The sequence below is a fragment of the Kribbella voronezhensis genome (genome assembly GCF_004365175.1).
Lineage (GTDB): Bacteria > Actinomycetota > Actinomycetes > Propionibacteriales > Kribbellaceae > Kribbella > Kribbella voronezhensis.
In genome coordinates, this window is record NZ_SOCE01000001.1 from 4,114,025 (window position 1) to 4,135,026 (window position 21,002).

A 21,002-nucleotide genomic window follows, 5' to 3' on the forward strand; every position below is an offset into this window, starting at 1 on the left:
GATGGGTGTCCGGCGAGCGACCGCCTGCGGTGTGGGTGGAACGATCCTGCTCCTGCTCTGGGGCGAATACGAACACTGGCGCGCCTCTCATCGCCGCCTGCGCTCCGCCGATGTCGGAGTGGCTGGGTCTGGCCGCGGGGTCGAGGCTGTTGTGGTGTTGGGGTTTCGGAATGCTGGGGCGCGGATCAATGCGGTGAATCGGTGGCGGGTGCGGGTGGGTCTTCGGTCTCAGCGGGCGGATGGACCGACTCGGCTGGTGGTGTGCGGAGGGCCGATCGGCGGCGCAGTATCCGAGGCTGAGTTGATGGCTTGTTATGCGAGAGAAGTACGCGGTTACCAGGGCGAGCTTGCGCTGGACACGACCAGCCGGAGCACCTGGGAGAACGTTCAGAACGCGATCCCGTTGATCGAGGACGCGACCCGGATCAAGATCGTCTCTCATTCCCTCCATGCCGAGAAGGCGCGCGCCTACCTGCGCCGACTGCGCCCCGACCTGGCCGACCGCGTGGTCCGCGGCGATGACTACCGCTTCGGCGAATGGATCCTTGCCAAGCCATTCCTCGCTGCCCTCGGCAAACGCAACCTCTCCTCCGTCGACCGCGCTCAGTTGAACGGCGGGATCGTCAGGCCTACGGCTGTCAGCTTGGGAGATCCTCTTGAGTCGGAGTGACGAGTCGGCCGGGCCAGTGTCTGCGGACGCCTGGCTTCCGGCGGGTGGGGTCGAAGAGGCGGATGCCGGTACGGCGGGTGGCTCGGGTGAAGGTGGTGCGGATGCGGTCCACGACCTCGGCGGGATTGTCGAGGTCGGGCCAGGAGATCCAGCAGTACTCGAGGGGCTCGGGGTAGGACTCGTAGTCGGGAGGGCCCGGTTCGTGGGCTGAGGTCGCATGGTCGGTCAGCTCCTCGGTGTCGTCATCGGAAACGCAACAGGGAAAGGGAAAACGGGGCTCGAACTCGATCACCGTCCGCTCGTCCGGAAACCAGAGGGCAGCGGTCTCCCCACCTTCGCCGACGGACGAGGACTCGGTGAGCGAGGGATCGGCGGCCGACGGGTCGAGTGGCGGTGGACAAGACAACGGCGCCGGCAGTCCCGCCTCGGACAGGATGAGGCGTAGCCGAGACTCGGCCACCGAGGCAGACTCCGTCCCGGCGAGCTCGATCACCCGATGGGCTCGCTGAAAGCCCCGCACCAACTGGGTTGTCGCGCGCCGCAGACCAACAGGACTCGCCAACCCGGCGTACAGGGCGGCTTCGGCCAGGGCGACGGCGGGTGCTCGATCGGCGACGGCGGCGACCTCGGCGACGGCTCGGGCCGGCGATGCCATGCGCAACTTGTTCCAGGTCAGGACCTGTGGGCCGACCGGGTCACGAACGTGCCGGTGCACGCCGCCCGCGTGACGGCCCGGCCGGCCGTCGCGTGCGGTCACGTGGACCCGGCTGAGGTCGAGACCCCAGGTGGGGAGGCCGTGCAGGGCCGCGGCCGACTGGTGGCTGGCGGTCAGCCCGGCCTCGCCGTACCGGAGGAGGCGGTAGGCCCGTCGGAGGTGGACCATTCGCTCGTCCACCACGGTGAGCACCTGGTACGGCGCGTAGGTGCCCGGCCGGATCCGGCGCCAGTTGCCGGTCTCCAGCAGGGAGTCGATGTCCGGGTCGGGGTAGCCACACGCGCGCGCATCGGCACGGGTGAACACCCCGCCACGGATGAGGGTCATCACGCTGAGTTGTGGGTTCACACCGGAGAAGATGCAGCGATCGGCCCCGGATCGTCGCCGCTACTTCAAAGCTGTGGACAAGAGGGCATGAAAAAAGCCCGTCATGTCTGTATGACGAGCTCGGCGCGGGTCGGTACCCAAGGTTGCCAGAGGAGCGGCATGTTGGCCTCGGACGGGGTCCGGTTGCCTTTGCGCTCGTTGCACGAGGCATGGGCGGCCACTGCGTTCAGCCATTCGGTCCGGCCACCCCTGGATCTGGGTTGGACATGATCCATGGTGTCGGCGTTGTCCAGGCCGCAATAGGCACAGCGGAACCTGTCCCGCCTCAGTACGCCGTGCTTGCTGTACTTCATCCGGCCGGCCGCATACCGCCAATGGGTGACCACGTACCGGACCAGGCGGAGCACGCGAGGCACTGGAAAGGGGCCGATGGTCCGTTCGCCGTGCGCCTCTTCGACCACCGCGACCTCGCGGACCAGCATCCGGATGGCGTGCTGGATCGACACGGTGTGCAGCGGCTCGTAAGACGCGTTCAGGACGATGACACTCATCCGATGCCTCCCTTCCGGCCGTAGCTGGGAACCACGGCGGTCTCGACGCAGGGTCTCAAGCATCCGTGGCCGTCCGGTGAACGGTCAACGGATTTCGCCAGACGGTCACATGCCGCATCGGCTGCGTGATCGGCGAAGATGTGCCTATGGAATTGAACAATCTGCTCTCAGGTCCACCCGAGACACTACTCCCCGTAGACCCGGCCGCGGCGGAACTCGCCGCCGGGGCCGCTGCGGTGGACATCGCCGCCAAGTTCCCGACCTCTTCGCTGGCCTGGTCGGTGCTGGCCGAGGCGGCGTTCGAGGACGGCCGCACCATCGAGGCGTATGCCTACGCACGCACCGGCTACCACCGTGGCCTCGACCTGCTCCGGCGCAACGGCTGGAAGGGTCACGGGCCGGTCCCCTGGGAGCACGAGCCGAACCGCGGCTTCCTGCGCTGCCTGGCCGTTCTGGGCAAGGCGGCCGCCGTCATCGACGAGAAGGACGAGGCCGAGCGTTGCGCCACCTTCCTGCGCGACTCGTCCCCGACCGCCGCGGACGTCCTCAGCTGACCGCCACAACCAGAGGCTGAGCTGAAAGAACTTGGCGGGGCCGGCGCCGGCGGGCGATGATCCGTCGGTGACCAGCCCCTATTCGCAGTACGGGTATCGCGTCGGCTTCGACTGGGGTCCGGTCGGGGCGGCCACGGTCCGCGGTGACCTGGTCGCAGTGGTGGACGTTCTGTCGTTCACCACTGCGGTGACGGTTGCTGCGGACAAAGGCATTCAGGTGCTGCCTTATCGCTGGCGGGATGAATCGGCCGCAACCTTCGCCAAGGAGCACCGAGCTGCCCTGGCGGTCGGCCGGGGGCAGGCGGGTGCCGACGGCATCAGCCTGTCGCCGGTGACGATCCGGCGGGCCGAGAACGTCCGGCGGCTCGTACTGCCGTCCCCCAACGGCTCGACGATCTCTCAGCAACTCTCGGACAGCGGATCGACCGTGCTCGCCGTCTCTCTCCGCAACGCGGCAGCCGCGGCGGCGTACGTCGCGACCGAACTGGCGAGAAACTCATCGCTGACAGCCGTCGCCATCGCCGCGGGGGAGAGATGGACGGACGGTTCGCTGCGTCCTGCAGTGGAAGACCTTTGGGGTGCAGGGGCATTCCTGTCCGCACTGGCTGACAGCCGCGTTGGTCCGCTATCTCCGGAGGCAAGAGCGGCCGCGGCCGCGTACAGAGAGGTCGCCGCTGAGCTACCGGGCCTGCTGTACGAGAGCGCCGGCGGACGGGAGCTCACGGCGTACGGATTCGCCGAAGACGTCGGGATCGCGGGTGAGGTCGGCGCCAGTCTGTCCGTGCCGGTACTGCGCGATGGCGTGTTCCGAGTAGACTGAGCTCGTCACCAGAAACCTAGAGGTACTGCCCGGTGATAGAGCCGGTAGGCGGCGTGCGTCCCCGCTTCCTACCGAAAATGGACGGTTGTAGGCGGCATCGACGGACCGGCAGAGCAGGACGCCCACGGTCAGATCACCGCCCCGCCGGGCAGCGGAAGGTCCTACCGTGCCGGTTGTCTCCGGACGGATCCGCACGCCCGAAAGGCAGCAGAGCGGCTACAGCGCAGCCCTGCAGACGCCCGGAGCGTGGAAGTTCTATCTAGCCGCTGCGCCCGCGCGCATCGGCATCGCCATGACCGGCCTCGGCATCGTCTGGCTCGTCCACGGTTCAACCGGCTCGTACGCCGTCGCCGGTACCGTGACGGGCGGCTTTGCCGTGGCCGAAGCAATCGGTGGGCCGCAGGTGGCCCGGCTGATCGACCGGTACGGCCAGAGCCGGATGCTGCCGGTCACCTTGTTGCTGCACGCATCTGCCGTCGCGCTGTTGATTCTGCTGACTCTGTCCGCTGCCCCACTGTGGATGCTCGTGCTGGCCGGAGTACTGGCAGGCGGGTCGTTGCCGCAGATCGGTGCGCAGACAGCAGCCCGTTGGTCCCATGCACTGCGCGGTGATCCAGTCATCTCATCGGCGTTCGCGCTGGAATCACTGGGAACCGGTATGGCCTTCCTGGTCGGCCCAGCACTGATCGGAACGGTCAGTGCTTTGGTATCTCCAGTGGCAGGCTCTGTGCTGGCTACAGGGTTGGTGCTGGCCGGTGGCTTCGCGCTCGCCGCACAACGCAGTACTGCGCCGCCGTCGGCCGCAGCGGATTCTCAAGCGAGCTCGGAACGCCTGCTGCGCAAGGGATTCCTCGCCATGGTCGGTACGAACGTCGGCGTCGGTCTGTTCTTCGGGAGCATGCAGGTCTCGGTCACGGCGTTCGCTGTCGACAGAGGGTCCGCGTCTCTGGCGGGACCGCTCTACAGCATCACCAGTCTGATCAGCCTGATCGCCGGTGTCGCCTACGGAGCAAGGCGATGGCGGCTCCCTGCGCCGACCCAACTCGTCCTCGCCATGACGATCCTGGCCGTCACCTGCGTGCCCTTGCTGGCTGTGAACAGTCCACTCGCTCTCGCCTTGGCGCTGGCCCTTCCCGGTCTCGCACTCGCTCCGATCCAGGTGCTCTCCGCAGTACTGACGGAAGCTGAGGTAGAGCCCGCAGTACTCACCCAGGCCTTTACCTGGCTCAACTCCGGTAGTGCCGCAGGCATCGCTCTCGGCGCTGCCATCGCCGGACGAGCCGTCGACACCCACGGCCCGCATCTGGGCTTCGCGCAAGCCCTGGCGGCAACCCTCTTCGCCACCGCGATGGCCGTGGTCGTTCGGAGAACTACCGGTAGGTGATCTGGCGTTCGGCCTGGGCCCGGGCGGCGTAGTCCGCCGGGGTCAGGCCGATCTGTTCCTTGAACTCGTGGGAGAAGTGGGCCTGGTCGAAGTAGCCGAGCGCGATGGCGAGGTCGGCCAGCTCCGCGGACTCACCGCGGGCGAGCAGGTCTGCGCCGTCGTGCAGGCGGTACCGGCGGAGCACCCACTTCGGACCCACGCCGACGTAGCGGCGGAAGAGGCGCTGCAGTTTGCGGATCGGCAGGTCGAACCGCTCGGTCACCTGGTCGACCCGGGTCAGCGTGCGGTCCACACTCATCGCCGCGATGACGGCCCGGACCAGCTCGTACTGCGGGTCTTCCACCACCAGATGATCGGACAGGAACGCCTCGACCACCGCACGCCGGCGTACGTCGGAATCCTCGGCGAAGACCAGGTCGGCCAGCCGGTCGGCGTCGTCGAAGACCTCGCGCAGCGGCAGCACCTGGTCGCGGAACGAGCCGACGTCGAGCCCCGTCACCGCACCGAACCCGCCGGCCCAGAACTTCACTCCGAAGCACCGGCCGCGGCCGACCAGCTCACGCTCGAACTTGGTCGTGCAGACACCGTTCACGAACGCGCCACCGGGCTCCTCGAAGGTGAGGTTCACGCTCGGGAAGGGCAGCACCTCCGCGACGTACGGCTCGGGCAGGTCCCACTCGACGATCCAGTACCACTCGACGAACCGGTCGATGCCCGGCCCGGCGGCGAGCCTGGACAGGTTTCGGTGCCGGGCCTGCTCCCGTGGATGCAGGATGCCCTTCTCGCTGTGGGTCGGCTCGCTCGGCACAGGCCAAACCTACGACAGCGCACCGACAACCTCCGGTCTGCCGCCGAGGCGGCAGTGCGATGATCGGGCGGTGAAGATTCTCTCGATCCAGTCCGCGGTCGCCTTCGGGCACGTGGGCAATTCGGCGGCCGTCTTTCCGCTCCAGCGCATCGGTGTCGAGGTGCTGCCCGTGTACACGGTCAACTTCTCGAACCACACCGGCTACGGAGCGTGGCGCGGACCGATGATCAGCCCGGACGACGTCCGCGAGGTGCTGCTGGGCATCGAGGACCGTGGAGTCCTTCCGCAGATCGACGTGATTCTCTCCGGCTACCAAGGTGGCGAGGGGATCGCCGACGTCATCCTCGAAACGGTGCAGCGGGTCAAGGCCGCGAATCCCGCGGCGGTGTACTCCTGCGATCCGGTGATGGGGAACGCGAAGAGCGGGTGCTTCGTTGCTCCGGCCATCCCTGTGCTGCTGCGCGATCGGGTGGTGCCGGCGGCCGACATCATCACGCCCAACCAGTTCGAGCTGGGTTTCCTGACCGGCACCGAGCCGGACACTCTCGAGTCCACGCTGGCCTCGGTGGAGCTGGTGCGCGCGACCGGGCCGCGCACGGTGCTCGTCACCAGCGTCGAGCGACCCGACCGCGAGGACGGCACGATCGAGATGCTCGCCGTCGACGACAGCGGCGCGTGGCTCGTGCAGACGCCGTACATCCCGATGAAGGCGAACGGTTCGGGCGACGTGACGGCCGCGCTCTTCACGGCCCACTACCGTCGTACGGGCGACCTTGCGGAGGCACTCGCCCGGACGACCTCGAGCGTGTTCGAGCTGCTCACGCGCACGCACGAGTCGGGTGAGCGCGAGTTGCAGCTCGTCGAGTCACAGGACGCGTACGCCGACCCGCCGATGCAGTTCAAGCCACGCCGCGTCGCCTGATCAGCCCAGTCCCGGCCTGTCGCGTTCTTACAAGACCCACCGGGGGCCTGTCGCGAAGACTGAGGGCATGACGACGAACAAGGTGAACCCCATCCCGGCCGGCTACCACTCGCTCACCCCGTACCTCGCGGTCAACGACGGCCCGAAGGCGATCGAGTTCTACCAGCAGGTGTTCGGAGCCGAGGTGATCAGCCGGCAGGACATGCCCGACGGCCGGGTCGGCCAGGCGGAGCTGAAGATCGGCAACTCGATGCTGCAGCTGAGTGACGAGATGCCGCAGATCGGACTGCGGGCGCCGAACGGCGAGTGGGTGCACTCGTCGCTGGTGCACTACACCGAGGACGTGGACGCCACCTTCGCCCGGGCGATCGAGGCCGGGGCGCGGCAGGTGGAGGCGGTCCAGACGTTCATGACCGGCGACCGGTTCGGCACGGTGATCGACCCGTTCGGCCACCGCTGGGCGATCCTCACCAAGGTCGAGGACGTCTCGCCGGAAGAAGCCGACCGCCGGGTGAAGGAGTGGCTGGCCTCGAACCCCGAGGGCCTCGACTGAGCGGGCACGAAGAAAGCGGCCCGCCGGAACCGTCCCCTGCGGCAGTTTCGGCGGGCCGCTGACTAAGAGTGTGCACGTGATCACGGTAAACCGCAACCCGTCGTAGTGAATTAAACGCACGATGTCACGTGTTGCCCGTCACGCACGGCCTCAGCGTGGTAATGCGCAGGTCCGGTAGACTCCTGTCGCAAGAGCCTGGAAGCCTCACCGAGTGAACTCTCGGTGAACGCGTCCGGGCTTCACCGTTTTCTTATGCGGCCAAGACTGACACGGCCAAGAGGAGGGCTGAGATGCCCGCAATCGTGCTCGTCGGCGCCCAGTGGGGCGATGAGGGCAAAGGCAAGGCGACCGACCTGCTCGGCAACACCGGGGCCGAGATCGACTACGTGGTGAAGTTCAACGGCGGTAACAACGCCGGCCACACGGTGGTGATCGGCACCGAGAAGTACGCGCTGCACCTGCTGCCGAGCGGGATCCTGACCCCCGGGGTGACCCCGGTGATCGGCAACGGGGTGGTGGTCGATCTCAGCGTGCTGTTCGAGGAGCTGGACGCGCTGAACGCCCGTGGGGTCGACACGAGCCGGCTGGTGGTCAGCGCGAACGCGCACCTGATCCCGCCGTACAACCGGACCCTGGACAAGGTGGCCGAGCGGTTCCTGGGGAGCCGCAAGATCGGCACCACCGGGCGCGGCATCGGCCCGACGTACGCGGACAAGATGAACCGGATCGGCATCCGGGTCCAGGACCTCTACGACGAGAAGATCCTGGAGCAGAAGGTCACCGGCGCGCTGGAGCAGAAGAACCAGCTGCTGGTGAAGGTCTACAACCGCCGCGCGGTCGAGATCGCCGAGGTGATGGACGAACTGCTCGGGTACGCCGAACGCCTGCGTCCCATGGTCGCCGACACGAGCCTGCTGCTCGGCCAGGCCCTGGACGCGGGCAAGACCGTGCTGATGGAGGCCGGCCAGGCGACCCTGCTGGACGTCGACCACGGCACCTACCCGTTCGTCACCTCGTCGAACGCGATCTCGGCGGGCGCCTGCACCGGCTCCGGCATCCCGCCGACCCGGATCGACCGCGTGATGGCGGTCGTCAAGGCGTACACGACCCGCGTCGGCGAGGGTCCGTTCCCGACCGAACTGCTCGACGCGGACGGTGAGTGGCTGCGCCAGCAGGGCTTCGAGTTCGGTACGACGACCGGCCGGCCGCGTCGCTGCGGCTGGTACGACGCGGTGATCGCCCGGTACGCCGCTCGCGTCAACGGCGTCACCGACTTCGTGCTCACCAAGCTGGACACGTTGACCGGGCGGGAGAAGATCCCGGTCTGCGTCGCGTACGACGTGAACGGGGTCCGGCACGACGAGATGCCGATGACGCAGACCGACTTCCACCACGCGACGCCGGTCTACGAGGAGTTCGACGGCTGGTCCGAGGACATCACCGGCTGCCGGACGTTCGAGGATCTGCCGAAGAACGCGCAGACCTACGTCAAGGCGGTCGAGGCGATCAGCGGCGCGCCGATCTCCGCGGTCGGCGTCGGCCCGGAGCGCTCCCAGATGGTGATCCTCGACAACCGGATCTGAATCTGACCCCTGAGCCCACCCCTGCAGCTGGGGGGTGGGCTCAGCGGTTGTTGCCGATGATGGGGAGGTCGCGGATCAGGGGATAGCCGCGGACGTCGGTGAGCTGTGACGCTGAGGGGACGTGGATCGCAGTACGGGCCCATCGGGAGCCGGAGCCGTTGGATGCGCCACTGAATGCCGCGACAGCAGCGACGACCAGCAGTACTGCGACCAGCAGGCTCAGCCACGCTGGGCGAACGGCCGAGCGCAAGGTGATCTTGGCGCCTCGGCGTAACGAACTACCGCCAGGTCCCCACCAGGCGGCGAGCAGTCCCGCGACGCCGCCAGTGCCGAAGCCGACTGCCGACAAGGGCTCCCATCCAGTGCCGTGCGAGTTGGCCGCACCGGCGGTCACGATGCCGCCGACTATGAAGCCCACGATGACCGGCAGGATCAGGCAGAACAGTGTGATCAGTGAGGCTGCCATCAGGTGCACCGGGCTGGCCGCGATCGCGATGACGCCGTCCGACTTGCCGCGTCCACCGCGAACCTGACGGCGGCGCATCAGTGCAGTACTCCCGCGGTCGACCGTCCTGGCGAACACCAGCAGCAGCGTCGTCACCAGGAGGCCCAAGCCGGGATAGAGCGCCATCAGACCGGACAGCGCGAGCATGAGAGCCGCCAGTAGCACAGTGCGCGCCACCTGCTGGTTGGCAGGTGCAGCGGCGTCCCCTGCAGGTTGCTTCGGCACCACGCTCTGGCCCGGCGGCTGGTGACCGCGGTAGGGCTCCGGCTGGTACTGCGGCTCTGGCTGCGGTTGGTAGAACTGAGGCTGCGGCTGGTACGACGTTTGCGGGTACGCCGGCTGGTACGGCGCAACCCCCTGCCCTGGGTAGCCACCGTAAGCAGGCCCCTGGGCGCCCAGCGGTAGCGCGGGCGGAGCCGCTGCCACCGGCGCCGGGCTGTAAGTCGCAGGGTGGATCGGCGCCGGAGTGGCCGCCTTCGCCTTCTGTTGAGCAGCCACATCCCGCAGCTTGTCCCGCAGTGGTGTGAAGGCGGACAGCGGCGGAATGACCGAAGGCACCAGGCTCGCGACCTCCGCCGGGTCGTGGCCGGCAACTGCGGTCGCCGCGACTGCGTCCTCCGGCATCACGCGAGTCATCACCGCAGTGGGTGGGTTGACCTCGGCCGCCTCTTGGGCCGCCGCCTCGACCGTCGGGTCGGGGATGAGGGCGTCCCTACCCTCGGCGTACCGGTTGAGGCCGGTCATGATCTCGAGCTGGGTCGGCCGGTCCCGGCGATCAGGTGACAACGCCGCGGCCAGCAGAGGCTTCAGGCGCGGGTCCAGTCCTTCCAGGTCGGCCTTGCCGGTGTGGACGCGATGCAGGACGACCTCGAACGGCCCCTTGCCGAACGGGCGTCGTCCAGTGGCCGCGTACGCAACGGTGGCGGCCCAGCCCCACCAGTCGGCGGACTCCGACACCATCTCGCCTTCGATCAGCTCCGGCGCGAGGTAGCCCGGCGTACCGATCACCAGGCCGGTCTGGGTGAGGCGGAGGTCGTCGGCGGCCTGGGCGATGCCGAAGTCGATCATCACCGGCTTGCCGTTGAACATCATCACGTTGCCGGGCTTGAGGTCCCGGTGGATCACCCCTGCCTGGTGGATCGCCTGTAGCGACTCGGCGAGGCAGCCGGCCAGCGGCAGCCAGCGCTGTGGTGTCAGTGGACCGCGCTCGTCCACCTGCTCGTCCAGTGGGCGGCCGGGGATGAAGCGGGTGACCAGGTACGGCCGGTCGCCGCGCAGGTCGTGGTCGAGGATGCCGGCGACGCCGGGGTGGTTGACCTTCTGCAGTGTGGTGGCCTCGCGCTCCAGCCGAGCTCGCGCGGTCGGATCGTGGGCCACGTGCGGCCGCAGTACCTTGAGTGCCACCTCTTTGTGCACAGGCCCTTCGGCGAGATACACGACCCCCATGCCGCCCTGGCCGAGCCGGCGCAGCAGCTTGTACGGCCCGATCTGCTCGTCCATCACGGTGGCAGCATCCACGTCTACCGGTGCGGTAGGACGGCCCCCTGTCACTGACATGGAATCTACGGTACGTCGGCGCAAGCCCACCAAGGCCTTTCGTCACCGAGAGCATTCAGCCGATCTCAAGCAGCCCGGCCGGAATCTGACGATCAGCGTCTCGCAGGCTGCTGGTGAGTCGCGCACAAGCACTATTGGCTGGTCCCATGCGCGACTGTCCTGGATGGCCTCGGTGTGCACCGGCGCGATGCTGCTGGCGGAAGCCGGCCTGGGCCGGTAGCAGGTCGGGAGTGCCGCCGGCCGCCCCGCCAACGGCACCCCCTCGGAGGAGTTTATGCAAAGTCTCTACGGAAATGCGATGACGGCGTGTCGCCGAAACGACCCTCTGTAGGCGAGCCGACCGGTCGACCCCCCGGCGCATAGGTTCGACGGGTGATCAGGCTGGGGTGGCTCGTGGCTGTGCTGTTGCTCGTGGGTGGATGCGGGACCGAGGCGGCGACGGACGCGGCACCACGCCGTACGCCGGACGCTGACGCCACCGTCGTCACGCCGACCCCGAAGCCGACGCTCCCGCCGGCGAAGTGCCCGCCTTCGGGTGGCGCCATCACGGTCGGGCCGGTGGACCCCGCGCTCGGTCATCGGGCCGTGACCGTCAAACTGACCAACTGCGGCGCGAAAACGCTCACCGTCGACGGCTATCCCGAGGTCGCCGTCCTGAATGCGCGGCGGGAGAAGTTCAAGCTCACCGTCGCGCACGGATCGTCCTATATGGCGACGGATCCAGGGCCCACCAGGATCCGGCTCGCGAGCGGCCGGTCGGTCCTGGCGTCAGTTGCCTGGAGCAACACCGTGACCTACGGCGACAACCAGAACGGGGCGTACTTCGCGATCTCCTGGCGCAAGGGGGCGGCGCCGGTGATCTGGCCGGAGTACATCGACATCGGTACCACCGGCAAGATCACGCTGACCGCCTGGAACCCCAAGCCTGCTTAGTTCTTCAGCTGGGGGTAGAGGGCGGTGAGCTCGGCGGAGAGGCCGGCCTTGACGTTACGGCTGAGCTCGTCGGCCACGACCTCGTGGGCGCCGGTCTCGATCGCGTCCACGGCCTGCTTGGCGATGTCCTCCGGCCGGGATTTCGGGTCGGTGACGTGCGCGGCCATGTCGGTGTCCACGTAACCGACGTGCAGGCCGGTGACGCCGATGCCCCGGTCGAGCAGTTCGAGACGCAGGGCGTTGGTCTGGGACCAGAGGGCGGCCTTGCTGGCCGGATAGGCGCCGCCGATGCTGATCCAGGACAGCACGGAGTGCATGTTCAGGATGTGGCCGCCGCCGTTGCGTTCGATCACGGGAACGAAGGCCCGGGTCACGTTGAGCGGCCCGAAGAAGTTGGCCTCGAAGACCTCCCGGATCTCCTCGACCGGTGAGTCGAGCAGGCTGCGGCCGCCGGTGATCCCGGCGTTGTTGATCAGCACCGTGACGTCGGGTGCCGCCGCCGCGAGGGCTTCGATCGAGGCGGGGTCGGTGACCTCCAGCCGCACGTTCACGAGCCGGTCGTCGGTGCTCGGCTGGGGGTTGCGGGCCGTGGCGTAGACCTTCGCCACGCCACGGGTGAGCAGGTCGTCGACGATCGCCTTGCCGATACCGCGGCTGCCGCCGGTGACAAGGACGACGGCGCCTTCGAGGGTGGTCATTGCTAGCTCCTGGGAGAGTTGGAAACCGATCTGTTTCCACAGCGTAAACCGATCGGTTTTCAAACACAAGCCGAGCCGGTACGCTCGCTTCATGAGCACCCAGGCGACACCCCGCGAGCGGCTGCTGGACGCGGCGGGCGAACTCTTCTACCGCGACGGCGTGAACATCGGCGTCGATGCGCTCTGCAAGGCCGCCGGGGTCTCGAAGAAGTCGATGTACCAGTTGTTCCGGTCCAAGGACGAGCTGATCGCCGAGAGTCTGGCCAGCGTCGGACCGTCGTACCAGCAGGCGTTGGAGCCGGGGCTCGACGACGGGTCGACGCCGCGGGAGCGGATCCTCGTCGTGTTCGAGAAGCAGGACCGGCTCGCCGCGAGCGGCGAGTTCTTCGGCTGCCCGTTCGTGAGTACGGCGGTCGAGCTGAAGAACCCGGAGCACCCGGGCAGCGTGGTGGCGCGGCACTTCAAGCAGCGACTGACGGACTTCTTCCGGTCCGAGTTGATCGCGGCGGGTGTTGAGGACCCGGACCTGCTGGCTGTCCAGTTGACGATGGTCTTCGACGGCGCGAGCGCCCGGGCCGTCGTACGGGCGCAGGCGCTCAGTGGGGTCGGGGTCGCCACGGCGGCGGCGCTGCTCGACGCCGCGGGTGTCAAGGAAGAGGCGCTCGCCGGCGACGCTCGCCGGCACTGAGCGCGGCCCGCACTTTCCGTGGGGAATTGGCTTCCCTATTGGGTGGGACAAAGGCGCTTTTTGTTCCATTGCGGGCGGGACAAATCATTACTTTGTTCCAGAAGATTTCTCGTGCGCTGGGATATTGACGGCCGGGGGTTGCGTCGTCAAACTTCCGAAAAGACTCTGCGGTATGCGGGGGGAATCGCGGAGTCCACCGCCCCGAGAACAGGACATCCGCCCATGCGAAAGAAAGCATTGATACCCCTGGTGGCTGCTGCCTGCGCGGCTGTTGTCGCCGGCGCTCTGAGCAGTCCGGCCACCGCGGCCCAGCAGCCGGCCACCGCGGCCCAGCAGTCGGCTGCCGTGAACGCGCCGGCCGCGTTCGCCCACCCTGGCGTCGGCGTCAGTCGCGCGCAACTGGACTTCGTCCGCGGCAAAGTGCAGGTCGGCGCCCAGCCGTGGACCACCGCCTTCAACCAGGCGAAGGGCAGCAACTACGCGTCCTTGAGCCGTACGCCGACGCCGCGCTCGGTGGTCGAATGCGGGCCGTACTCCAACCCGAACTACGGCTGCACGAACGAACGCGAGGACGCGATCGCGGCGTACACCGATGCTCTCATCTGGTACTACACCCGCGACGATCGCTATGCGCAGAAGGCGATCCAGCTGATGGACGCCTGGTCGAACACGATCACCGACCACACCAACAGCAACGCGCCGCTGCAGACGGCGTGGGCCGCGTCGTCGTGGCCCAAGGCGGCCGAGATCATCAAGCACGTCTACGGCAACTGGCCGAACGCCGGCCGGTTCGCCACCATGTTGCGCACCGTCTACCTGCCCGAGATCATCAACGGCTCGAACTCCAACGGCAACTGGGAGTTGAGCATGATCGAGGCGATCCAGGGCATCGGCGTCTTCCTCGACGACCAGACCGTGTACGACAAGGCGATCTCCCTCTTCCGCGTCCGCGTCCCCGCCTATGTCTACCTGTCCTCGGACGGCGCGCTGCCGAAGACCAAGCCGAGCCAGAACCTCGACACCCGCGACAAGATCATCGCGTACTGGCAGGGCCAGAGCACCTTCGTCGACGGCCTGACGCAGGAGACCTGCCGCGACTTCACCCACACCGGCTACGGGATCTCCTCGATCTCCCACGTCCTGGAGACGTCCCGGATCCAGGGCATCGACCTGTATCCCGAGTTCGGTGAGCGGTTGCGTCAGGCGCTCGGCTTCCAGTCCCGCTGGGAGCGCAACCTCGAGCCGGTGCCGTCCTGGCTCTGCGGCGGCAGCGTCAACCGCGGACTCGGTCCGATCACCGAGGTCGGCTTCAACGCCCTGCACACCCGGCTTGGTATCGCGATGACCAACACCCAGGCTCTGACCGAGTCCAAGCGCCCGGCGGGTTCGAACAACCTGTTCGTGGCTTGGGAAACCCTCACCCATGCGGAGAATCCCAGCTGATCGATCCGCATCCGGAGAGTCCTGCCCGGCTCTCCGGATGCGGTCGCCGTACGGCTCAGATCTGCGGCTCGCCGCGCTTCCAGTACCCCTGGAAGGAAACCGCCGGCTTCGATAGGCCGACGGTGTTGACGAGATGGCGGCGGACCTGCTTGATCATGCCGGACTCTCCCGCGACCCAGGCATAGTCGGCGTCGTACGGCAGGTCCGCGGCTTTGAGGGCCTCAGGCAACGATCCGTTGCCGCGCGTGATCCAGGTGACGTCCACCTCGCCCGGACTCGGCAGCGGGCGGATGTCGCGGGCATCGGGAACCTCGACGAAGACGGTCGCCCGTACGCCGGCCTGCAGGTTCTCCAGGATTGCCGCCACCGCCGGTAATGCGGTTTCGTCGGCCACCAGGATGCGGCTCGTGCTGGTCGCGGGCGGAACATAGTCGACGCCCGAGTTCAGCAATCCTTTCGTGCTGGTGGTGTCGACGGAGAACGGCACGATCAGGCCGACTTCGTCACCCGGCTGAGTATCGCTCACCCAGGCCGACGCCGGGCCGTTCACGCCGTGCAGGACGAATTCGATATCCAATTCCGCGACCTCGGGACGCAGTGCGCGGACGGTGTAGGTGCGCATGACGAAGCGTTCCCCGACCGGCATGGAGCACCACTCGGCGTACCAGTCGGGGCCGGCCGGCAGACGTAGTACACCGCCGTTGGGTGGGGAGAGAAGGACCTTGATCCGCTGGTCGGGACCGGCGGTCACCACCTCGGCGAGCCTCGGCGCCACGAACGTGACCCGGCGCAGGTGCGGACTGAGGTCCCCGATCGACGCCACGGTGGCGAGGACCGAGTCGAACGCGATCGGGCGCTCGAGCAACGTCGTCATACCGGTTCTCCGATGAAAGTACTGACAAGGCAGGGGTGCTCGGGGGGGCGGCCCGCGGCGGGCGGGCTATCCTGAGGCAAGTAGAGGTTAGCCTTACCTAAGAGGATATCTAAATCCAATGCCCCCGCCGTCCGCAGCCGCTGCCACCCGGCCGGAGACCGTCGCTGCGCCTCAGCGTGGTTCGCGCACCCGCCGCGCCACCTTGTTCCTCGGTCTGGCCGGCTGCGTGGCGTTGCTGGTGGCGGTGTCCTGGCTCAGCGTCGCCGTCGGCTCGAAACAGATCCCGTTGTCGACGGTGTTCGATGCCTTGCGCCACTACGACGCAAGCGATACCGATCAGGTCATCGTTCACTCGCTGCGGGTACCGCGAACTCTGGTCGGCCTGCTCGTCGGCGCCGCGCTCGGGCTGTCGGGAGCGCTGATGCAAGGGGTGACACGGAATCCGCTGGCCGATCCGGGCATCCTCGGCGTCAACGGCGGCGCCGCGCTCTTCGTCGTCGCGGGCATCTACTGGTTCGGGCTGACGAGCCTGACGGCGTACGTGTGGCTGGCCTTCGCGGGAGCGGCGGCCGCCTCGGTCGCGGTGTACGCGCTCGGCTCACTCGGCCACGAAGGTGCGACGCCGGTGAAGCTTGCTCTGGCCGGGGCCGCGTTGACGGCCATGCTCGGCTCGCTCACCACCGCGCTGCTGATCGGTGACGTCAACACGTTCGACCAGTTCCGGTTCTGGGCGGTCGGCTCGCTGGCGGGCCGTGGCTTCGACATCGTCGGCCAGGTGGCGCCCTTCATCCTGATCGGCATCGTGCTCGCCCTCTTCTCGGGCCGGGTGCTCAACGCGCTCTCACTGGGTGACGACGTGGCGCGATCGCTGGGCCAGCGAGTCGGAGTGGCCCGGATCTTCACGGCGGTCATCGTCGTCCTGCTCTGCGGAGCCGCCACCGCCGCGGCGGGACCGATCGGTTTTGTGGGGCTGACCATCCCACACGTGGCGCGCTTGGTGACCGGGCCCGACTACCGCTGGATCCTGCCGTATTCGATGCTGTTGGCACCGATCTTGCTGCTCGGATCCGACGTCATCGGCCGGCTCGTCGCGCAGCCCGGCGAACTCCAGGTCGGCATCGTCACCGCCGTGGTCGGCGCTCCCTTCTTCATCGCGCTCGTACGCCGACGCAAGCTGGCGGACCTGTGACGGCGAGCGCGGCGGGGTATTCGCCCGCCCAGGTGATCTCGCGGGCCCGGTCCGCCCGGCGGGCCCGGTCGCTGGTCGTGATCGCCGTCCTGGCCGCCGTGGTGTTCGTGATCTTCTGCGTCTCGCTGTCCCTCGGCGACTTCAAGATCCCGGTCGTCGACGTGGTGAAGACACTGTTCGGCGGCGGCGACCGGGCCACCGAGTTCATCGTGAACAAACTCCGGTTGCCGCGCGCGCTGACCGGCGTACTGGTCGGTCTCGCGCTCGGTCTGTCCGGTGCGATCTTCCAGAGCATCGCCCGCAATCCGCTGGCCAGCCCGGACATCATCGGTGTCACGTACGGCGCGAGCGCGTTCGCGGTACTCGCCATCGTCACCCTCGGCCTGACCGGTGCCGCCGTGGCGGGCCTCGCGATCGCGGGGGCGTTGCTGACGGCGATCATCATGTATCTGCTGGCCTGGCGACGCGGGGTTTCCAGCTACCGCTTGATCCTGGTCGGAATCGGGATCGGTGCGATGGCGACCAGCTTCACGTCGTACCTGCTGACCAAGGCGCGCGTCGAGATCGCCCAGCAGGCGCTGATCTGGTTGACCGGCAGTCTGAACGGACGGGACTGGTCACAGGTCCGCTCGATGGCGATCACCCTGGCGGTGCTTTCGCCGGTACTGGTGTTGCTGGTGCACCGGCTGCGCATCCTGCAGCTCGGCGACGAAACGGCGTACGGGTTGGGGTTGCGGGTCGAGCTGTCGCGGCTCGGGTTGATCGTGGTCGGTGTGCTGCTGGCCGCGATGGCGACGGCCGCGGCGGGGCCGATCGGGTTCGTCGCGTTCGTCGCGCCGCCGATCGCGCGGTGGCTGACTCGTTCGCCCGGGCCGGCTCTGGTCCCGTCGGCGCTGATCGGTGCGTTCGTGGTGTCGCTGTCCGACCTGATCGCGCAGCACGGGCTGGGGCACACCCAGTTGCCGGTCGGTGTGATCACCGGTGTCGTCGGCGCGCCGTACCTGATGTTCCTGCTGGCCCGGGCCAACCGGGTAGGGAGTGGTGGCTGAGATGGAGACTCTGATGGAACACAGCCTGTCCGCCGAGAACCTTGCCGTCGGCTACGACCAGCGCGAGATCATCCACGACCTGTCGGTGCGGATCCCGGCCGGCAAGATCAGCGTGATCGTCGGCGCCAACGCGTGCGGCAAGTCCACGCTGCTGAAGACGCTGGCCCGGTTGCTCAAGCCCAGCAGGGGATCCGTGCTGCTGGACGGCAGGAGCATCCAGCAGATCCCGACCCGCGAGGTCGCCACCAGACTCGGACTGTTGCCTCAGGCACCGACTGCGCCGGAAGGCATCACGGTGGCGGACCTGGTCGGCCGGGGGCGCTATCCGAGACAGGGCTGGATCCGGCAGTGGACCTCGGCCGACGACGAGGCGATCGCCGACGCGATGCTGTCGACCGACGTGCTGGAGATCGCCGACCGGCCGATCGACGAGCTCTCCGGCGGTCAGAGGCAGCGCGTCTGGATCGCGATGGCGCTGGCGCAGGAGACCGGCATCCTGCTGCTCGACGAACCGACCACGTTCCTCGACCTGACCCACCAGATCGACGTCCTGGAACTGCTGGTCGACCTGAACAAGCGCGACCAGCGAACCATCGTCCTGGTCCTGCACGACCTGAACCAGGCGTGCCGATTCGGCGACCACCTGATCGCGATGAAGAACGGCGCAATCGTCGCCGAAGGCAACCCGGCCGACGTGATCACCGAACACCTCGTCCAGGACGTCTTCGGCCTCCCCGTCAAGGTCATCCCCGACCCGGTCGCCGGTACGCCGATGGTCGTCCCCCTCGGCCGCCACACACCCCCAACCCCCGACTCCACCACCCCGGCCGCCAAGGCCCTCGCCGCCTCCGCAGCCGCCCACGGAATCTGCACCCCAACCAAGCGCTAGTACCCGCTTCCCGCCGCTCCTTCGTCGGGCGCTCGACCCACCCGCCCCCAGGACGCCGCTCCTCCGTCGCGGCTCAGCCCGCGGGTGCACATGGTTGGTGGGTCGGGGTTCGGGTGAACCCGCAGTCGGACAGCGCTCGCGAGCACGGCCCATAGGAGCCGGCGGAGCGGATCTTCGCCGGCGAACTCGGCCGTGCCTGCTGCTAGTTCGACTGATCGGTCATGGTGCCGAGCAGCTTCGCCCGCCACGGATTGCGGTGGGGGCCGCGGCTTCGAGCCCAGAAAGGTACGGTGACCAGCCGCCGAGCGGAGACGAACTGCGGTGATGCGACCGCCGTTGGCGCAACTGGCCGGGCGGGGTGGAGCACCGCCAATGCCGCGAGGGTTCGTCCCGAACCGGCCGACAGCGGGCAACGATCGTGCTCGCGAGCCGACCCGGGAGCGTCGCGCCCAGGGTCTGGGTTCGGCGCTAGGAGCGTTTCCCGCGGGCGGGCACCACAGGCCACCCGCACCCGCCGCACTAGCCGCGACGGAGGAGCGGCGTTTTGGGGTGGGTGGGTCGAGCGGCCGACGGGAGGAGGGCGCGATGCGGGCGCGACCTACGGGTGAGCCATTGACGGGTTGGGTAATTGTTAGTTAACTTTCCTGACAGTTAGAGAAACACTCCCGATCGCCCCGCTGGAGTTCTCATGTCGCGAAGTCGTGTGTCGGTCAAAGTGTTACCACCGTTCCTGGTTGCCGCGCTGGTGGCCGGGGTCGGGTTGAGTGCGAGTGCCCAGACAGCTGCCGATTCGCTGCTGTCACAGCGTAAACCGGTGCTGACCTCGAGTGTGGAGACCAGCTCGTACGGCGGCAGCCTCGCCGTCGACGGGAGTCTCAGCACCCGGTGGGCCAGCGCGGAAGGCGTTGACCCGCAGTGGATCCGGGTCGATCTCGGTCAGGCTGCCACGGTCCATCGGGTCAAGCTGACCTGGGAAGTGGCGTACGGCAAGGACTACCGCGTGGAGGTCTCCGACGACGGAACCACCTTCACCACCATCAAGGACGTTGTCGGCGGCAACGGTGCTACCGACGACCTGACCGGGCTCACAGGCCACGGCCGCTATGTCCGTGTGGTCGGCACCAAGCGCGGCACCAGCTATGGCTACTCCCTGTGGGAGCTGGAGGTCTACGGCAGCACGGATTCCACCGGTGACACCCAAGCACCCACAGTCCCGACCGGGCTGGCGGCCACCGGCGTCACCGCCACCACCGCGACGCTGAACTGGACGCCCTCGACAGACAACGTGGGCGTGAGCTCGTACGACGTACTGCGCAATGGTGCCGTGATCGCCAACGTTGCCCAGCCGCCGTACAACGACACCGGCTTGAGCGCGAGTACGGCGTACAGCTACACCGTGAAGGCTCGGGACCTGGCCGGCAATGTCTCGGCGGCCAGCGCTGCCCTCGCCGTGCAGACACCGGCAGGCGGCGGCGGGCAGTTCGTCATCGCGGCAGCGGGCGATATCGCGGAGCAGTGCACCGCCTCGAGTTCGAGCTGCGCGCACCCCAAGACCGCGGCCCTGGTCCAGGCGATGAACCCGGCCAACGTCATCACGATGGGCGACAACCAGTACGACGACGCGCATCTGTCGGACTTCCAGAACTACTACGACAAGACCTGGGGCAAGTTCAAGGCGATCACCAAGCCGATCCCCGGGAACCACGAGACGTACGACGACACGCCGTTCGACGGCTACCACAAGTACTTCGGATCGATCGCGACGCCGCAGGGCAAGAACTACTACAGCTGGGATCGCGGCAACTGGCACTTCATCGCGCTCGACTCGAACGACTTCGTCACCCACGACAACCTGGCCGAGCCGGCGCAGCTCACCTGGCTGAAGCAGGACCTGGCCAGCAACACCAAGGGTTGCATCGCGGCCTACTACCACCACCCGCGGTTCAGCTCGGGTGACCACGGCGACAACCCGGACAGTGCCCTGCTCTGGCAAACGCTGGTCGGCGCCAAGGTCGACCTGGTCCTGAACGGTCACGATCACCACTACGAGCGGTTCTACCCGCAGAACGTCGACGGCCAGAAGGACCCGAACGGTCCGGTCCAGATCATCGGCGGCACCGGCGGCGCGTCGTTCTACCCGGTGCACGCGGCGCACGCCGCCACGGCCAAGCTGATCCACGACAAGAACGGTGTCCTGAAGCTCTCGATGACCGACAACACGTTCACCGAGCAGTTGATCGGGGTCGACAACACGGTGCTGGACAGCAGCCCGACCTACACCTGCCACTGA

General features: G+C 67.8%; 20 protein-coding genes. 14 read left to right on the top strand and 6 right to left on the bottom strand.

Translation table 11 applies throughout. From position 1 onward, the window contains the following. Position 1: 1 nt before the first annotated feature. The gene (locus EV138_RS19055) at positions 2-670 is read left to right on the top strand and encodes a YdcF family protein (RefSeq protein ID WP_133980221.1); all 669 of its coding nucleotides are present in this window, start codon (positions 2-4) and stop codon (positions 668-670) included. On the opposite strand, the gene EV138_RS19060 is transcribed toward EV138_RS19055, so the two are convergent. Further along, entirely contained in the window at positions 639-1,733 is a 1,095-nt protein-coding gene (locus EV138_RS19060; RefSeq protein WP_238158225.1) for a type IV toxin-antitoxin system AbiEi family antitoxin domain-containing protein, read from the bottom strand. The two genes, EV138_RS19055 and EV138_RS19060, sit on opposite strands and share 32 nt — an antisense overlap. Before the next feature lie 80 nt (positions 1,734-1,813). After that, positions 1,814-2,263 carry an HNH endonuclease gene (locus EV138_RS19065; protein WP_112248543.1) on the bottom strand — a complete coding sequence of 150 codons (450 nt, stop codon included), beginning with the start codon at positions 2,261-2,263 and terminating at the stop codon, positions 1,814-1,816. 146 nt (positions 2,264-2,409) lie between these two features. Here EV138_RS19065 and EV138_RS19070 point away from each other — a divergent pair, with 146 nt between their 5' ends. The 3 genes from EV138_RS19070 (at position 2,410) to EV138_RS19080 (ending at position 5,021) form a co-directional block, all read left to right on the top strand. Beyond that, entirely contained in the window at positions 2,410-2,817 is a 408-nt protein-coding gene (locus EV138_RS19070; protein WP_112248542.1) for a DUF3151 domain-containing protein, read from the top strand. A 67-nt stretch (positions 2,818-2,884) separates the two neighbouring features. Continuing rightward, positions 2,885-3,637, top strand: a complete 753-nt coding sequence (locus tag EV138_RS19075; protein WP_133980222.1) for a 2-phosphosulfolactate phosphatase — start codon at positions 2,885-2,887, stop codon at positions 3,635-3,637. Between the two features lie 166 nt (positions 3,638-3,803). After that, a complete protein-coding gene (locus EV138_RS19080; RefSeq protein WP_133980223.1) occupies positions 3,804-5,021 on the top strand; it encodes an MFS transporter in 1,218 nt (405 codons plus the stop codon). Here EV138_RS19080 and EV138_RS19085 read toward each other — a convergent pair. After that, positions 5,008-5,829 carry an AraC family transcriptional regulator gene (locus tag EV138_RS19085; RefSeq protein WP_133980224.1) on the bottom strand — a complete coding sequence of 274 codons (822 nt, stop codon included), beginning with the start codon at positions 5,827-5,829 and terminating at the stop codon, positions 5,008-5,010. The two genes, EV138_RS19080 and EV138_RS19085, sit on opposite strands and share 14 nt — an antisense overlap. A 70-nt stretch (positions 5,830-5,899) precedes the next feature. On the opposite strand from EV138_RS19085, the gene pdxY reads away from it, so the two are divergent. The 3 genes from pdxY (at position 5,900) to EV138_RS19100 (ending at position 8,887) form a co-directional block, all read left to right on the top strand. Beyond that, entirely contained in the window at positions 5,900-6,751 is an 852-nt protein-coding gene (pdxY, locus tag EV138_RS19090) for a pyridoxal kinase PdxY (protein ID WP_133980225.1), read from the top strand. A gap of 67 nt (positions 6,752-6,818) precedes the next feature. Further along, positions 6,819-7,304, top strand: coding sequence for a VOC family protein (locus EV138_RS19095; RefSeq protein WP_133980226.1), 486 nt, complete (start codon positions 6,819-6,821; stop codon positions 7,302-7,304). 290 nt (positions 7,305-7,594) lie between these two features. Next, a complete protein-coding gene (locus tag EV138_RS19100; protein ID WP_133980227.1) occupies positions 7,595-8,887 on the top strand; it encodes an adenylosuccinate synthase in 1,293 nt (430 codons plus the stop codon). A gap of 40 nt (positions 8,888-8,927) precedes the next feature. On the opposite strand, the gene EV138_RS38475 is transcribed toward EV138_RS19100, so the two are convergent. Further along, entirely contained in the window at positions 8,928-10,949 is a 2,022-nt protein-coding gene (locus EV138_RS38475; protein WP_133980228.1) for a serine/threonine-protein kinase, read from the bottom strand. A gap of 372 nt (positions 10,950-11,321) precedes the next feature. Here EV138_RS38475 and EV138_RS19110 point away from each other — a divergent pair, with 372 nt between their 5' ends. Further along, a complete protein-coding gene (locus tag EV138_RS19110; RefSeq protein WP_133980229.1) occupies positions 11,322-11,882 on the top strand; it encodes a DUF4232 domain-containing protein in 561 nt (186 codons plus the stop codon). Here EV138_RS19110 and EV138_RS19115 read toward each other — a convergent pair. After that, positions 11,879-12,580 (bottom strand): SDR family oxidoreductase, encoded by a 702-nt coding sequence (locus EV138_RS19115; protein WP_133980230.1) that lies wholly within the window; start codon positions 12,578-12,580, stop codon positions 11,879-11,881. The two genes, EV138_RS19110 and EV138_RS19115, sit on opposite strands and share 4 nt — an antisense overlap. 91 nt (positions 12,581-12,671) lie before the next feature. Between EV138_RS19115 and EV138_RS19120 the strand changes: the two genes are divergently transcribed. Next, positions 12,672-13,268 carry a TetR/AcrR family transcriptional regulator gene (locus EV138_RS19120; protein WP_133980231.1) on the top strand — a complete coding sequence of 199 codons (597 nt, stop codon included), beginning with the start codon at positions 12,672-12,674 and terminating at the stop codon, positions 13,266-13,268. 222 nt (positions 13,269-13,490) lie between these two features. Next, entirely contained in the window at positions 13,491-14,711 is a 1,221-nt protein-coding gene (locus tag EV138_RS19125; RefSeq protein WP_133980232.1) for an alginate lyase family protein, read from the top strand. A gap of 55 nt (positions 14,712-14,766) precedes the next feature. Here the strand turns inward: EV138_RS19125 and EV138_RS19130 are convergent, their stop codons facing one another. Beyond that, the gene (locus EV138_RS19130; protein ID WP_133980233.1) at positions 14,767-15,585 is read right to left on the bottom strand and encodes a siderophore-interacting protein; all 819 of its coding nucleotides are present in this window, start codon (positions 15,583-15,585) and stop codon (positions 14,767-14,769) included. Between the two features lie 118 nt (positions 15,586-15,703). Here EV138_RS19130 and EV138_RS19135 point away from each other — a divergent pair, with 118 nt between their 5' ends. The 4 genes from EV138_RS19135 to EV138_RS19150 all read left to right on the top strand — a co-directional run bounded on the left by EV138_RS19135 (position 15,704) and on the right by EV138_RS19150 (position 21,002). Next, positions 15,704-16,774: a FecCD family ABC transporter permease gene (locus EV138_RS19135; protein ID WP_133980234.1), complete on the top strand. Its 1,071-nt coding sequence runs from the start codon at positions 15,704-15,706 to the stop codon at positions 16,772-16,774. Beyond that, positions 16,771-17,823: a FecCD family ABC transporter permease gene (locus tag EV138_RS19140; protein WP_133980235.1), complete on the top strand. Its 1,053-nt coding sequence runs from the start codon at positions 16,771-16,773 to the stop codon at positions 17,821-17,823. The genes EV138_RS19135 and EV138_RS19140 overlap by 4 nt, the downstream gene beginning before the upstream one ends. A 1-nt stretch (position 17,824) precedes the next feature. Then, positions 17,825-18,712, top strand: a complete 888-nt coding sequence (locus tag EV138_RS19145) for an ABC transporter ATP-binding protein (RefSeq protein ID WP_133980236.1) — start codon at positions 17,825-17,827, stop codon at positions 18,710-18,712. A gap of 814 nt (positions 18,713-19,526) precedes the next feature. Then, on the top strand, positions 19,527-21,002 hold the full coding sequence (locus tag EV138_RS19150) for a discoidin domain-containing protein (RefSeq protein WP_238158226.1): 1,476 nt from the start codon (positions 19,527-19,529) through the stop codon (positions 21,000-21,002).

Bases quoted from the DNA above. Each gene is read 5' to 3' on its own strand.
- EV138_RS19055 (WP_133980221.1), top strand. From the start codon at position 2: ATGGGTGTCCGGCGAGCGACCGCCTGCGGTGTGGGTGGAACGATCCTG.
- EV138_RS19065 (WP_112248543.1), bottom strand. From the start codon at position 2,263: ATGAGTGTCATCGTCCTGAACGCGTCTTACGAGCCGCTGCACACCGTG.
- EV138_RS19070 (WP_112248542.1), top strand. From the start codon at position 2,410: ATGGAATTGAACAATCTGCTCTCAGGTCCACCCGAGACACTACTCCCC.
- EV138_RS19095 (WP_133980226.1), top strand. From the start codon at position 6,819: ATGACGACGAACAAGGTGAACCCCATCCCGGCCGGCTACCACTCGCTC.
- EV138_RS19100 (WP_133980227.1), top strand. From the start codon at position 7,595: ATGCCCGCAATCGTGCTCGTCGGCGCCCAGTGGGGCGATGAGGGCAAA.
- EV138_RS38475 (WP_133980228.1), bottom strand. From the start codon at position 10,949: ATGTCAGTGACAGGGGGCCGTCCTACCGCACCGGTAGACGTGGATGCT.
- EV138_RS19115 (WP_133980230.1), bottom strand. From the start codon at position 12,580: ATGACCACCCTCGAAGGCGCCGTCGTCCTTGTCACCGGCGGCAGCCGC.
- EV138_RS19120 (WP_133980231.1), top strand. From the start codon at position 12,672: ATGAGCACCCAGGCGACACCCCGCGAGCGGCTGCTGGACGCGGCGGGC.
- EV138_RS19125 (WP_133980232.1), top strand. From the start codon at position 13,491: ATGCGAAAGAAAGCATTGATACCCCTGGTGGCTGCTGCCTGCGCGGCT.
- EV138_RS19130 (WP_133980233.1), bottom strand. From the start codon at position 15,585: ATGACGACGTTGCTCGAGCGCCCGATCGCGTTCGACTCGGTCCTCGCC.
- EV138_RS19135 (WP_133980234.1), top strand. From the start codon at position 15,704: ATGCCCCCGCCGTCCGCAGCCGCTGCCACCCGGCCGGAGACCGTCGCT.
- EV138_RS19145 (WP_133980236.1), top strand. From the start codon at position 17,825: ATGGAGACTCTGATGGAACACAGCCTGTCCGCCGAGAACCTTGCCGTC.